This window comes from Allokutzneria sp. NRRL B-24872 (assembly GCF_002155965.1).
Taxonomy (GTDB): Bacteria; Actinomycetota; Actinomycetes; order Mycobacteriales; family Pseudonocardiaceae; genus Allokutzneria.
Map to the genome: position 1 here is coordinate 29419 of NZ_MUMH01000099.1, position 13789 is coordinate 43207.

Annotated in this window: 12 protein-coding genes; 3 read left to right on the forward strand and 9 right to left on the reverse strand. The window is 71.2% G+C overall.

Going from position 1 to position 13789, the window contains the following annotated elements:
* The first annotated feature begins 143 nt into the window (after nt 1-143).
* Both CCN37_RS24625 and CCN37_RS24630 read left to right on the forward strand, forming a co-directional pair.
* Nucleotides 144-908, forward strand: coding sequence for a tRNA-dependent cyclodipeptide synthase (locus tag CCN37_RS24625; protein ID WP_246843277.1), 765 nt, complete (start codon nt 144-146; stop codon nt 906-908).
* Entirely contained in the window at nt 905-2134 is a 1230-nt protein-coding gene (locus tag CCN37_RS24630; protein ID WP_086825141.1) for a cytochrome P450, read from the forward strand. The genes CCN37_RS24625 and CCN37_RS24630 overlap by 4 nt, the downstream gene beginning before the upstream one ends.
* Nucleotides 2135-2230: 96 nt before the next feature.
* On the opposite strand, the gene prcA is transcribed toward CCN37_RS24630, so the two are convergent.
* The 4 genes from prcA to dop form a co-directional block, all read right to left on the reverse strand.
* Complete coding sequence (gene prcA, locus CCN37_RS24635; protein ID WP_086825143.1) at nt 2231-3040, reverse strand: proteasome subunit alpha; 810 nt, start codon at nt 3038-3040, stop codon at nt 2231-2233.
* Nucleotides 3041-3095: 55 nt separating this feature from the next.
* The gene (prcB, locus tag CCN37_RS24640; RefSeq protein WP_086825145.1) at nt 3096-3965 is read right to left on the reverse strand and encodes a proteasome subunit beta; all 870 of its coding nucleotides are present in this window, start codon (nt 3963-3965) and stop codon (nt 3096-3098) included.
* A gap of 57 nt (nt 3966-4022) precedes the next feature.
* Nucleotides 4023-4217: a ubiquitin-like protein Pup gene (locus CCN37_RS24645; protein WP_086825147.1), complete on the reverse strand. Its 195-nt coding sequence runs from the start codon at nt 4215-4217 to the stop codon at nt 4023-4025.
* A gap of 103 nt (nt 4218-4320) precedes the next feature.
* The gene (gene dop / locus CCN37_RS24650; RefSeq protein WP_086825149.1) at nt 4321-5820 is read right to left on the reverse strand and encodes a depupylase/deamidase Dop; all 1500 of its coding nucleotides are present in this window, start codon (nt 5818-5820) and stop codon (nt 4321-4323) included.
* A 43-nt stretch (nt 5821-5863) separates the two neighbouring features.
* Between dop and CCN37_RS24655 the strand changes: the two genes are divergently transcribed.
* On the forward strand, nt 5864-6382 hold the full coding sequence (locus CCN37_RS24655) for an NUDIX hydrolase (protein ID WP_371504908.1): 519 nt from the start codon (nt 5864-5866) through the stop codon (nt 6380-6382).
* A 131-nt stretch (nt 6383-6513) separates the two neighbouring features.
* On the opposite strand, the gene CCN37_RS24660 is transcribed toward CCN37_RS24655, so the two are convergent.
* From CCN37_RS24660 to arc, 5 genes are all read right to left on the reverse strand, one after another.
* Nucleotides 6514-6876: a DUF1304 domain-containing protein gene (locus CCN37_RS24660; protein WP_086825151.1), complete on the reverse strand. Its 363-nt coding sequence runs from the start codon at nt 6874-6876 to the stop codon at nt 6514-6516.
* Nucleotides 6877-7143: 267 nt separating this feature from the next.
* The gene (locus tag CCN37_RS24665) at nt 7144-9651 is read right to left on the reverse strand and encodes an ABC transporter permease (RefSeq protein ID WP_143261786.1); all 2508 of its coding nucleotides are present in this window, start codon (nt 9649-9651) and stop codon (nt 7144-7146) included.
* Between the two features lie 7 nt (nt 9652-9658).
* Complete coding sequence (locus CCN37_RS24670) at nt 9659-10420, reverse strand: ABC transporter ATP-binding protein (RefSeq protein WP_246843276.1); 762 nt, start codon at nt 10418-10420, stop codon at nt 9659-9661.
* Nucleotides 10421-10527: 107 nt separating this feature from the next.
* The gene (locus tag CCN37_RS24675; RefSeq protein WP_086825156.1) at nt 10528-11742 is read right to left on the reverse strand and encodes an MFS transporter; all 1215 of its coding nucleotides are present in this window, start codon (nt 11740-11742) and stop codon (nt 10528-10530) included.
* Between the two features lie 266 nt (nt 11743-12008).
* The coding region (arc, locus tag CCN37_RS24680) for a proteasome ATPase (RefSeq protein ID WP_143261787.1) at nt 12009-13789 on the reverse strand (1781 nt) is incomplete at its 5' end.

The window sequence follows — 13789 nt, forward strand, 5'->3', positions numbered from 1 at the left end:
CGCCGCCGCACCCCCCGTTCAGTGGATTGCGGCCGGGCGTTCACGTGTTCGCAGGGTGATGTTCGGCCGCGACGAGGGAAATGCCGTCACGCGCACGGGCAATACCGTGACCGGGGTCACCGATCTACGTTGAGCGGGTGGCGATGAATCCCGGAGTTGTCTCCCGTTGTTCCGATCCGATCGTCCGTCCCTACACGGAGCGTTGCGCCGATCTGCTCAGCACCGGCGAGCACGCTCTGCTGGGGATCAGCTCGTTCAACAGCTACTACACCGACGAGCGCGTCGATCAGCTGCTGAGCTGGGCCTTCTGCGAGTTCTCCCGCGTCAACGTGCTGCTGCCGGGTGCCGAGGCGAGCTGGATCCCCAGCATGCGCGGCGCCGACCCCGGCCGGGCCAAGAAGCGGGCGCGGCAGGAGGTGGCGCGACTGCGCAGGCGGGTGCAGCGGACGCTGGAGGACCTCGGCGTCGACGACCCGGACGCGGTCACCTTCACCTGGACCGAGGTGGCCGACAACGCCCACTACGACCGGCTCCTGGAGCAGGCGTGGGCCGGCTACCAGGACAACGAGGAGTTCCGCGAGGCGTGCGAGGCGATCTCCACGCGCGTGCTCCAGACGAACTTCGGCTCGGCCAACCCCGACCCGTGGACCCGTGAGTCGCTGATCGGCTACCTCTTCGCCGAGCTGCCGTTCCTGGTCGACACCCCGCGCATCCTCGGCGTGCCCAACTCGGTGTTCTGCTACCACCGGGAGAGCCCGCTGGTGGAACTGCTCTCGCGCAGCTCCTTCTCCCCCAGGATCAGCCCGGACCAGGGTCACGTCGTCGTCTCGATCGAGTCCGAGCCGATCGTGCCCGCGCCGCGAGCCGCCGCAGACGACCACGCCCGGGAGGGTCTTTCGGTGCGATGACCGCACCGTCACCGTCGGCCGCCCCGTCGTCCCCACCGGCGTGGCCGAGGGTGGACTACCCGTTCGCCAGGGACCCGCACGGCGGACCGCCGCCGGTCTTCGACGAGCTGCGCCAGCGGTGGCCGGTGTGCCCGATGCGGATGCCCGACGGTGAGCGGGTCTGGCTGGTCACCCGCTACCGCGACGTGGCCACCGTGCTCTCCGATCCACGCTTCTCCCGCGCCCTGACCTGCACCGGAGACGCGAAGCTGTTGCGCGTCGGGGTGTTCGGGGACCCGGCGAACATGTTCAACATGGACGCGCCCGACCACACCAGGCTGCGCCGCATCCTGGCCCCCGTCTTCGCCCCGGGGGCCGTGCGCGGCCTGCGGCCCTTCGTCGAGCGCTCGATCGGCGCGCTGGTCGAGCACCTCGCCCAGCTGACGCCGCCGGTGGACCTGATGACGCAGCTGGCGATCCCGCTGCCGATCTCGGTGAACTGCGACCTGTTCGGCATCGCGGCGAAGGACTGGGCCGAGGCCGCGATGCTGGCCTCCGGGTTCAACGCCACCACGACGGCTCCCGGCGACCTGCGGCGGCAGTACCGGCGGCTGCTGGCGCTGCTGGAGCGACTCGTCGCCGAGCAGCGCGCGCGGCCGGGGATCGGCGTGCTGTCGATGATGATCGCAGCCCGCGACGAGGAGGACCGGCTCAGCGACGACGAACTGCTGGCCACGGCGGCGGTGCTGCTGGTCGGCGGCACCGAGACGGTGTCCTCGGTCGTCGGCCTGGGCGTGCAGTCGCTGCTCAACCACCCCGAGCAGCTGGCGGCCTGCACCGCCAACCCCCGGCTGTGGAAGACCGCGGTCGAGGAGGTCATGCGCTACCGCCCGGGCTTCGACCTGAGCGCGCTGCGCGTCGCCCGCGAGCCGGTCGAGCTGTCCGGCACGGTGATCCCGCAGGGGGCCTCGGTGTGCGCTCCGGTGCTCGCGGCGGCCTACGACCCGTCGGTGTTCCCGGACCCGCACCGCTTCGACATCCACCGCGACAACGCCTCACCCATCCACTTCGGGCACGGTCCGCACTACTGCATCGGCGCGGGGCTGTCCCGGCTCGAACTGGAGGTGACGTTCTCGAAGCTGTTCCAGCGCCTGCCCGGGCTGCGCTTGGCCACCAGCCCGGAGCGCATCCCGTTCCAGCGCGGCTCGGCGCACATGCGGCCCACCCGGCTGATGGTCACCTGGTGACGCGCGACCGCCCCCTGGCCAGTGAGGCCAAGGGGCGGTCGGAGACCTTCGCGGAGGGGGTTCGCCGGTCCTGAAGACCGGGGAACCTCGCGGCGGTCAGGACTTGTCGGGGTCGGCAGGCTTGTCGGTCTCCGCCTTGTCCGGGGCGGGAGTGTCCGCGGTGTCTGCCGCGGGGGCGGGGAGCAGCGCCTCCAGTTCGGCCCCGGTGATCCGGCGGAACGCCCGCTGCGGACGGGCGCGGTCCAGGATCGCGACCTCCAGCTTGCCGCCGGAGCCGCCCTGGGCCGGGACCGCCGCCGCGGCGGTGGCCTGCTTGGCGCTGGCGGAGGCGCCAGGGGCGCTCGCGCTCAGCGCCGCCGCCGCGACCTGGAGGGCGTCGGAGAGCCCCATGTCCTCCCGGTAGGACGCCTTGAGGGCGCTGCTGATCGCCTCCGCGTGCCCGCCCATGACCACGAACTGCGGCTCGTCGAAGATCGAGCCGTCGTAGGTGAGCCGGTAGAGCTGGTCCTCGGCGGAGGAGGCGCCGACCTCGGCGATGCAGATCTCCACCTCGAAGGGCTTGAGCTGCTCGGTGAAGATCGAGCCCAGGCTCTGCGCGAAAACGTTTGCCAGCGCCCGGGCGTTGACATCGCGCGGGTGGTAGGAGTAGCCGCGCACGTCCACCCAGCGGATGCCCGCGGTGCGCAGGTTCTCGAACTCGCTGTAGCGGCCGACGGCGGCGAAGCCGATCCGGTCGTAGATCTCGGAGACCTTGTGCAGCGTGGTGGACATGTTCTCGGCGACGAAGAGCACGCCGCCGGCGTAGGTGAGCACGACGACGCTGCGGCCCTTGGCGATGCCCTTGCGGGCCAGCTCCGAGCGGTCCCGCATCACCTGTTCGGCGGATGCGTACAACGGCATGGTCATGGCGAGCTCCAGGCGTGAAGAGTGCGGTCAGGGGCCGGGGTGGGACGGCGCGGTCTCAGCCGCCGGGGCGTTCGTGGCGCCCGCGCACCACGGCCTCGGCGACCTCGGCCACCTCGTCCGCGCCGAGCCGGACCGAGCCGCTCTCCTCGACGGTGGCCACGATCGGGTAGATCCGCCTGGTCAGGTCGGGCCCGCTGGTGGCGGAGTCGTCGTCGGCGGCGTCGTAGAGCGCTTCGACGGCGTTGCGCACGGCCGTGTCCCGGTCCGCGCTCACCTCGTGCCGCTTCTTCAGCGCGCCCTTGGCGAACACCGAGCCGGAGCCCACCGCGTGGTAGCCGCCGTGCTCGTCGTAGCGGCCGCCGGTGACGTCGTAGGAGACGATCCGGCCCCTGCGCTCGTCGAGGTCGTAGCCGACGAACAGCGGCAGCACCGCCAGGCCCGCCATGGCCGCGTCGAGGTTGCCGCGCAGCATCGTGGCCAGCTTGTTCGCCTTGCCGTCCAGCGACAGCGGCACGCCTTCGAGCTTCTCGTAGTGCCGCAGCTCGACGGTGAACAGCCGGACCATCTCCACCGCGAGCCCCGCGGCGCCGGCGATGCCGACCGCGGAGTACTCGTCGGTGAGGAAGACCTTCTCCATGTCGCGCTGGGCGATCACGTTGCCCATGGTGGCCCTGCGGTCACCGGCGATCAGCACGCCGCCGTCGTAGACCAGCGCGACGATCGTGGTGCCGTGCGGGGCGCGCGCCTCGCTCCCGTGCCCACCGCCGTGGCTCCCGTGGAGTGCGCCGCCGGGGGCGTGTCTGCGCCCCGGCAGCAGGTCGGGCGCGGCGGCCTGCAAGAACTCGCTGAACGACGACACGCCCGGGGTGAAGAAGGCGGACGGCAGGGCTGCGCCCGGGTAGGACCGGGCCGAGGGGTTGTCCATCGGCTTTGTCTCCAAGGGTTTCTCGGCTGGGACGGGAGCGGGGCGGACCCGCTGCGGCTACTCGCCGCCCTTCTGCACGTAGGCCCGGACGAAGTCCTCGGCGTTCTCCTCGAGGACGTCGTCGATCTCGTCGAGGATCGAGTCGACGTCCTCGCCCATCTTCTCCCGGCGTTCCTGTCCGGCCGCCGCCGCGTCGTCCGACCCGTCGTCGCCGTCGCCGCCGCCCTGCCGCTGCTTCTGCTCCTGTGCCATCTCGCCCTCCGGTTCGATAGGCGCCTGTGTCCAAACAGTACCGATCGGGACCGACACTCGTCCCGCACCGGGCGTTGCTCCGTCTGATCGATCTTGTTACGGATCAGCGTCGGGTCAGGGTCGCCACCAGCTGTTCGGCGGTTTCGGAGTCCTGCAGCAGCTGTTCCACGTGCGCCTTGGTGCCGCGCAGCGGCTCCAGCGTGGGGATGCGCACCAGCGACTCCCGGCCCAGGTCGAAGATCACCGAGTCCCAGGACGCCGCGGCCACCTCGCCGGGGTAGCGGGACAGACAGCGGCCGCGGAAGTAGGCCCTGGTGTCCTGCGGCGGCTCCTTGATCGCCTCGCGGACCTCCTCCTCGGTGACCAGCCTGCGCATCGAGCCGCGCGCCACCAGCCGGTTGTACAGGCCCTTGTCCAGCCGCACGTCGGAGTACTGCAGGTCGACCAGCTGGAGCCGGGGCGAGGCCCAGGTCAGGCCGTCGCGGGCGCGGTAGCCCTCCAGCAGCCGCAGCTTGGCGGGCCAGTCGAGGCGGTCGGCGCACTCCATCGGGTCCCTGGCCAGCGCGTCGAGCACCTCGCCCCACACCCGCAGCACGTCCAGGGTGGACTGCGCGGCGCCGTGGCGGTGGTAGAACTCCACGGCGCGGTCGTGGTACGCGCGCTGGATGTCCAGCCCGGTGTACTTGCGCCCGCCGACGAGGTCGACGCGGACCTTCAGCGAGGGGTCGCGGCTGATCGTGTGCACCGCGCGGACCGGGTCGGACAGCCGCAGGTCGTCGAAGCGCATGCCGGACTCGATCATGTCGAGCACGATCGCGGCGGTGCCCACCTTGAGGTAGGTGGAGTACTCGGCGAGGTTGGCGTCGCCGATGATCACGTGCAGCCTGCGGTACTTGTCCGCGTCGGCGTGCGGCTCGTCGCGGGTGTTGATGATGCCGCGCTTGAGCGTGGTCTCCAGGCCGACCTCGACCTCGATGTAGTCCGAGCGCTGGGAGAGCTGGTAGCCCGCGTCCTCGCTGGCGGTGCCGAGGCCGACCCGGCCGGAGCCGACCACGACCTGGCGGGAGGCGAAGAACGGGGTCAGGCCCGCGATCACCGCGGTGAACGGGGTGGAGCGCGACATCAGGTAGTTCTCGTGGGTGCCGTAGCTGGCGCCCTTGCCGTCGATGTTGTTCTTGTAGAGCTGGATCTTGGGCTGGCCGGGCACGCTCGCCGAGCGCAGCGCGGCCTCCTCCATGATCCGCTCACCGGCCTTGTCCCAGATCACCACGTCCCTGGCGTTGGTCAGCTCGGGGGTGGAGTACTCCGGGTGCGCGTGGTCGACGTACAGGCGCGCGCCGTTGGTGAGGATGACGTTGGCCGCGCCCAGGTCCTCGACGTCCGGGTCGGTCGGGGGCAGCCCGGGCGCGCCCAGGTCGAAGCCCCGCGCGTCCCGCAACGGTGACTCCACCTCGTAGTCCCAGCGCGCGCGTCGCGCCCTGGGGATCTCGGCCGCCGCCGCGTAGGCGAGGACGACCTGGGTGGAAGTGAGCACCGGGTTGGCCGCAGGGTCGCCCGGCACTGAGATGCCGTACTCCACCTCGGTTCCCATGATCCGCCGCATGTGGTGCACCTTACGGCCTCCGTGTGACGATCAGGGGGTGGCGGTGATCGACGAGTTGGTTGCGATCTTCGACGCGCACGGTGACAGGGTCGGCTCAAGGCCGCGTTCGGTGATGCGCGCCCAGGGTCTGTGGCACGCGTCGACGGCGGTCCTGGTGCGCTCCGGCGACGGGACGCGGGTGTACGTGCACAAGCGCAGCGACTCCAAGGACTTCGCGCCGGGGATGCACGACTGCTGGGCGGGCGGGGTGCTCGGCGCCGACGAGGACCCGGCCTCGTGCGCCGAGCGCGAGCTGGCCGAGGAGCTGGGGATCTCCGGCGTGCCGGTGCGGCCCCTGTTCACCGCCACCTACCTCCAGCCACCCGTGCGCGCCCACATGTTCGCCTTCGAGGCGCGGTGGGACGGCCCCGTGGTGTGGCAGCCGGAGGAGGTCGTCGCGGGCGGTTGGATGTCCCTGCCCGACCTGCGCGCCCGCCTCGCCGACCCCACCTGGCCCTTCGTCCCCGACGGCCGCCAACTCATCGACCACTGGCTCACCCACCACCGCCCCACCGACGCTTAAGCCCTGAATGACTCCTTCAGGTGGTTGGACGTGCTGAATGACTCGTTCAGCACTTCTAACCACCTCAATGACTCGTTCATGTGGTTGAGCGTGCTGAACGAGTCATTCAGGTGGTGTCAGGGCGATTGGGGTCAGGTGGCGATGAGGAGGGCGGCGAGGGTGAGCGCGCCGGGGATGACCTGGACGAAGAGGATGCGCTTGGTGGCGGTGGCCGCGCCGTAGACGCCCGCGACGATGACGCAGACGGTGAAGAAGACCTTGAACTGGAAGCCGACGTCGCCGCCCACGATCAGGCCCCACGCCAGGCCCGCAGCGAGGAAGCCGTTGTAGAGGCCCTGGTTGGCCGCGAGCGGGGCGGAGGCGGCGGCGAACTCCGGGTCGGTGCCGAAGGCGGCCCGCGCTCGGGGTGTCTGCCAGAGGAACATTTCCAGCACCAGGATGTAGGCGTGCAGGACGGCGAGGACGCCGACCAGGAAGTTCGCCAGGAGCTGCATCGGGGCAGCCTCCTTCAGGGGTCGGGATGGTTTCGCTACGGGATCGTAGCGCAGCGGGCGGTGCCCACTGGACGGTGCCCACTGGGCGGAGCCCGCGCGCAGCGAACCAAAACCGGCCCCGGCCTGCCACAGGAGTCATCCGATCAGTGTCAGCCGGAGGACGCCGCAACCTGTGACCACAGTGGACGAACGTTCACCGGAGTCCCGGCGGCACAACGGAAGGCGCCCCACCATCCACAGTGGACAGCGGGGCGCCCCGTCATCGGCTCAGTCCGTGGCCAGCGCCTGCAACGGGCTGGTCCGCGCCGAGCGCCGGGCCGGGCCGACGGCCGCGACCAGGGTCAGCAGCAGCAGGCCGCCGCCGACGACGGCCAGCTGGCCGTAGGGGATGCTGATGATGTCGAACTCGCCGAGCGAGCGGACCCCGAGCGAGCCGTAGAGCGAGCCGAGCAGCAATCCGAGCACCGCCGCGCAGGCGCCGAAGACCACCGCCTCCCACGCCAGCGTCGCCCGCATACCGCCCCTGGTCAGGCCGAGCGCGCGGAGCAGGCCGTTCTCCTGGGTCCGCTCCACCACCGACAGCGACAGCGTCACCGCGACGCCGACCACCGCGACGAGCACGGTCATCCCGACCAGGCCGAGCGCGATCAGCGTCATGGTGCTGAACATCTTCTCCATCTCGGCCTTCTCCTCCCCCGGCGCCATCACCGACAGGGTCGTGTCGTTGCCGAGCGCGGTGCGCACCGCCGACTTGAGCTTGTCCTTGTCCACCCCCGCGGCCGGGTCGACGAGCATGATCTTGGGCTTGTCGGCGGGCCGCACCTTGGCGAAGTCGCCGGGGTGCAGCACTGCGGAGCCCAGCGCGGCGTTGCCCCGGTAGACCGCGATCACCTTGGCCTGCACCGGTTGCCCGCCTGTCCCGGTGATCGCGACGGTCTGGCCGAACTTCACGCCGAACTTCTCCGCGTAGGTGCGCGAGACCGCGACGGTGCCGGGGGCGAGGTCCTTCAGCGAGCCCTCGTCGGCGTTGGTCCGCGCGACCGGCGGGTAGGCGGCCACGTCCATGCCCGCGACGTGGACCTCCGAGCTGCCGATCTTCACCTCGCCCCGGGACACCAGGGAGAACGTGCCGGTCTCGGGGAGCGTGCGGACCTTCTCGGCGAGCTTCGGGTCGATCCCGGAACCGCTCTCCGAGGAGCCGGAGGAGCTGACCTGCACCACGGCCGGGTAGCGCGAGGACAGCCGGTCGGCGCTGCTGGCCTGGATCGAGCTCATCCCGACCAGCACGGCGCTCACCAGCACCACGCCGAGGGTGAGCACGGTGGTGGTGTTCGCGGTGCGCTTGGGCACCCGCAGCGCGTTGCCGACGGCGAGCCGGCCGGGCGTGCCGCCGACCAGCCGGACCAGGCCGCCGAGCAGCTTCGCCAGCAGCGGCATGATCACCGGCCCGGCCGCGATCAGCGCGAAGAAGGCCATCAGCCCCGAGCCCGCGACGGCGACGAGCGCGATCATCGGCTCCTTGCCCACCGGGAGCAGCAGCAGCCCGACCGCCGCGGCCGTGAACAGCGCCGCGAAGATCATCCGCCGGGTGAACCGCGCCTGGCCGGCGTCGGTGACCTTGGCGGCGCCGAGCGCGGCGATCGGCGGCACCCTGGTCCCGCCGACGGCAGGAGCCAGCGCGGCGATCACCGTGACCACCGTCGCGAGCAGCACGCACAGCAGCAGCGAAGTGACCGAGACCTGCAACGGCGGCAACGGCTCCTCGGTGAAGTTCCCGGCGACGGCCAGGCCCGCGTAGCCGAGGCCGACCGCCGCCAGAACGCCGACCACACCGGCCGCGATCCCGGACAGCCCGGCCTCGAACAGCAGCGACCGCAGCACCTGTCCCCTGGTCGCGCCGACGCAGCGCATCAGCGCGGTGCGGCGACGGCGCTGGGCCACCACGATCCGGAACGTCGAGGCCACCACGAGCGCGGCCGCGACCAGCGCGACACCGGTGAACACCGACAGGATCGCGAAGAGCGCGTCGACCACGCGGAGCGCGGACTTCACCTCGGCGGCACGCGCTTCGGCACCGGACCGCACCGAGACCTCGGTGCCCGCGGCCGAACGCACGGCGCTGAGCACAGTGCTCTCCGAGCCGGGGGCGGCGGCGATGTCGACCTGCTCCCAGGTGGTCTGCGGGCCGAGGACCGCCTTCACCGTGTCCGGCGTGCCGACGAGCGTGGAACCGCGGTCCCCCTTGCCCTTGACGACACCGGTCACGGTGACGTCGGTGGCCTGCTTCTTGCCCCACGCGGAGAGCGACAGCTTCGCCCCGACGGTCAGGCCGGTGGCCTTCGCGGTGTTCTCGGTGACCGCGACCTGGCCGGGGCCGGACGGGGTGGCGCCGGTGACGACGGAGTAGCGCGAGAGCGGGCCCTTGCCGCTGTCGGAGTTGATGTCCCAGTAGCCCGGTTCGGCCGTGCCACCGGGCTTGGCGACGGTGACCGAACGCCTGGCCACCGGTGTGGCCTCAGCGACGCCGGGGACGGCGCGGAGCTGGGTGAGCAGGTCCTCGTCGACGGGCTTGCCCTGGCTCTCCACGACCACGGCCGCGCCCTGCGGCGTCACGGCGGCCTGGAGCTCCAGGCCCTTGCGCATGGTGTCGGCGAACATGAACGTGCCCGCCGTGAACAGGGTCGCCACGACGACCGCGAGACCGGTCAGCAGCAGCCGGGTCGGGCGTTGCCGTGCTTCGGCGAGCACGGCGGAGGTGAGTGGGGAACGAGCCACCGCCGCCTCACACTCCCAGGCGGCGCAGCGCGTCGAGCACGCTGTCCTGGGTCGGGCGGAAGATCTCCCCCGCGAGCTTGCCGTCGGCCAGCAGCACCACGCGGTCGGCGAAGGTCGCCGCGACCGGGTCGTGGGTCACCATGACCACGGTCTGACCGAACTCGTGCACCGAGCGGCGCAGCAGGTTCAGCAGCTCGTGCCCGCTGCGCGAGTCCAGGTTGCCGGTCGGCTCGTCGGCGAAGACCACCTCGGGCCGGGTGACCAGGGCGCGCGCCACCGCCACGCGCTGCTGCTGGCCGCCGGAGAGCTCCGAGGGCCGGTGCCCGAGCCGCTGGCCGAGGCCGAGCACGCCGACGAGCATGTCCAGCCACTGCTTGTCCGGCTGCCTGCCCGCCAGCTCCAGCGGCAGCAGGATGTTCTGCAGCGCGGTCAGCTGCGGGAGCAGGTTGAAGGACTGGAAGACGAAGCCGATCCGGTCCCGGCGCAGGGTGGTCAGGTCCCGGTCGGAGAGCGTGGTCAGGTCGGTCGTGCCGAGCAGGACACCGCCGCCGCTGGCCGCGTCGAGCCCGGCGAGGCAGTGCATCATCGTCGACTTGCCGGAGCCCGAGGGCCCCATGATCGCGGTGAACTTGCCCGCGTGGATGTCCAGGTCCACCCCGTCCAGCGCCCGCACCGCCGCTTCGCCGCTGCCGTAGACCTTGACGAGGCCGACCGTGCGCGCCGCGACGCGGAGCTCGGTCCGGCCGCCCACCGGCGGAGCTGAAGTCACTGGGATTCTCCTTGCGTTGACACCGTGTTCGACTGTCCACTTCGGACCACGCCGAAGTGTTGGCGCAGGTCCGCCGCACAGTCTCCGGACGCTAGCTGAAGGAGTCCTCAGGTGCTTCCCCGAGACAGACCCGGAGTTCGCCCGCGCTGCCCCCTTACAACCCCGGCCCGCGTACGCCCGGAGCGCAGCAGCAGCGCGCCCGCGGACATGGCCAGCGCCAGCGCGCCCACCCCTGTCAACCCGACCCTGAGGTCGCTGGCCTCGGCCACCACGCCGATCAGCACGGGACCGAGCAGCAGGCCCGTGTAGCCGAGCGCGCCGACCTGGGCGATGGCCGCTCCGGAATGCCGCCGCGGCACCACGGACCCGGCGAGGGAGAACGTCAGCGGCACCGCGACGCACACCGCCGCCCCGACCACGGCGAAGCCCAGCAGCACCAGCACCGCCGACTCCGCGAGCACCACGAGCACGAAGGCCGCCGCCGTGGCGGTCCCCGACCACACCAGCAGCCGCCGCGCGCCGAAGCGGGCACTGGCCCGGTCCCCGGCCAACCGCCCGGCGAGCATCGCCACCTCGAAGGCCGGATACCCCAGTGCCGCAAGGGAATCGCCCGCGCCGAGCGCGTCGCGCAGGTACAACCCGCTCCAGTCGGCGACCGAGCCCTCGATCAGGAAGGCCACGAAGCACAGCGCTCCGACGAGGTAGACGACCTTGGGCAGCCGAACCCCGCCGGAGGTCGACTCCGCGCCCTCGGAGGAGGTCGGATCGCACAGGTAGTCGCGGCCGAGCACCAGTGCGACCGGAACGGCCAGCGCCCCGGCGAGCGCGAGGGTCGGCGTGAACCCCAGGCCCAGCGCGGCGGCTCCGGCACCGGCGAGCCCTCCGGAGACGGCGCCCGCGCTCCAGCCCGCGTGCATCCCGCTCATCACGGGCCTGCCCATCGCGAGCTCCACAGTGGACGCCTGCGCGTTCATCGCGATGTCGGTGAGCCCGAAGGCCATCCCGAACACCACGACGGCGGCGAGCAGCACCGGGTAGGAGCCCGCGACCGACACCGCGAGCACGCCGAGCCCGACCGCGGGCGCGGCCAGCCGGAGCACGGTGCGACTGCCCACAGTGGACAGCACGGTCCGGGAGAGCTGCATGCACACCAGCGCGCCGGTCCCCCACGCGAAGACGGTGAGCCCGACCGCGCCCTCACCGAGGCCGAGCCGATCGGCCAGCGCGGGAATGCGCACGGTCCAGACGCCGAAGACGAACCCCACGAGTGCGAACGTGGCGATCGTGGACCGCCGTGCGCGCCGAACCCCGGTGGTGGCCACCTCCGCGTCACCCTTTCCCGGGGTGAGCGCCGCTGACTGGGGACACACGAGAAGAACACCACGGTGAACGGGAATTCGCGCCGTGGAATTGACCGGACAACGCGAAAGAGTCCATTCCGGACACGGTGCGCTCTCGTCGAGCGGCGCTGTCACCCCATAGCTCGACACCCCGTGTTCGCAGATTCCCAGGGGGCCACGGTAACGGAACGGCCCCCCGACCGGCGGGTCGGGGGGCCGTTCCTGGAACTGCGTCGCGCGCTTTTCGGTTACAGGTACTGACCGGTGTTGTTGGCGTTGTCGATCGCCCGGCCCGTCTCCTGGTTCTTGCCCGTGATCAGGGTCCGGATGTAGACGATGCGCTCGCCCTTCTTGCCGGAGATCCTGGCCCAGTCGTCCGGGTTGGTCGTGTTGGGCAGGTCCTCGTTCTCGGCGAACTCGTCGACGATCGCGTCCAGCAGGTGCTGCACGCGCAGACCGATCTGCTGGTGGTCGAGCACCGACTTGATCGCGTACTTCTTCGCCCGGTCCACGATGTTCTGGATCATCGCGCCGGAGTTGAAGTCCCGGAAGAACAGGACCTCCTTGTCACCGTTGGCGTAGGTGACCTCCAGGAAACGATTGTCCTCCGACTCCTCGTACATGCGCTCCACCGTGCGCTGCACCATCGCGTCGATGCAGGCGCGCTTGTCCCCGTGGAACTCGGCGAGGTCGTCCTCGTGGATGGGCAGGTTGTCGGTCAGGTACTTGGAGAAGATGTCGGTGGCCGCCTCGGCGTCCGGCCGCTCGATCTTGATCTTCACGTCGAGCCTGCCGGGTCGCAGGATCGCCGGGTCGATCATGTCCTCGCGGTTGGAGGCGCCGATGACGATGACGTTCTCCAGGCCCTCGACACCGTCGATCTCGCTGAGCAGCTGCGGCACGATCGTGGTCTCCACGTCCGAGCTGACGCCGCTGCCCCGGGTCCGGAAGATCGAGTCCATCTCGTCGAAGAACACGATCACCGGGGTGCCCTCGGAGGCCTTCTCCCGGGCCCGCTGGAAGATCAGCCGGATGTGCCGCTCGGTCTCGCCGACGAACTTGTTGAGCAGCTCCGGGCCCTTGATGTTGAGGAAGAACGACTTCGCCTGGTCGTGGTTGGCGTCGCCGCGCGCCTTGGCGACCTTCTTCGCCAGGGAGTTGGCAACGGCCTTGGCGATGAGCGTCTTGCCGCACCCGGGCGGGCCGTAGAGCAGCACGCCCTTGGGGGGCCGCAGCTCGTACTCGCGGAAGAGGTCCCCGTGCAGGAACGGCAGCTCCACCGCGTCGCGGATCTGCTCGATCTGCCGGAACAGGCCACCGATGTCCTCGTACTGGACGTCGGGCACCTCCTCCAGCACCAGGTCCTCGACCTCGGCCTTGGGCACCCGCTCGTAGGCGTAGCCCGCCTTGCTGTCCACGAGCAGGGAGTCACCGGGCTTGAGCGGCGCGTCCAGCAGCGGGGCCGCCAGCAGCACCACCCGCTCCTCGTCGGCGTGCCCGACCACCAGTGCCCTGGTGACGCCTTGCACGTCGGACTCGGTGTTGAGCAGCTCGCGCAGGGTGCAGACCTCGCCGATGCGCTCGAAGTCGCCGCCCTCCACCACGGTGAGCGCCTCGTTGAGCCGGACCGACTGCCCCTGCTGGAGCGAGTCGGTCTCCACCGCCGGGGACACCGCGACGCGCATGCGCCGCCCCGAGGTGAACACGTCCACGGTGTTGTCGGGATGCCTGGCCAGGAACACGCCGTAGCCGCTGGGCGGCTGGGCGAGCCGGTCCACCTCCTCTCGCAGGGCGAGGAGCTGACCCCGGGCCTCCTTGAGCGTCTCCACGAGCTTGGTGTTGCGCTCGGTGAGCTGGCTCACCCGGTTGGACGCCTCGGCCAGCCGCTGTTCCAGCAGCCGGACGTGCCGGGGCGATTCGGTCAGTTTGCGGCGCAACAGCGCCACTTCGTCCTCAAGAAATCGGATCTGCGCGCTCAACTCGGCCGCGCTGCCGCCACTCTTCCGCTCGCCGCCCTGCTCAGGGCGGC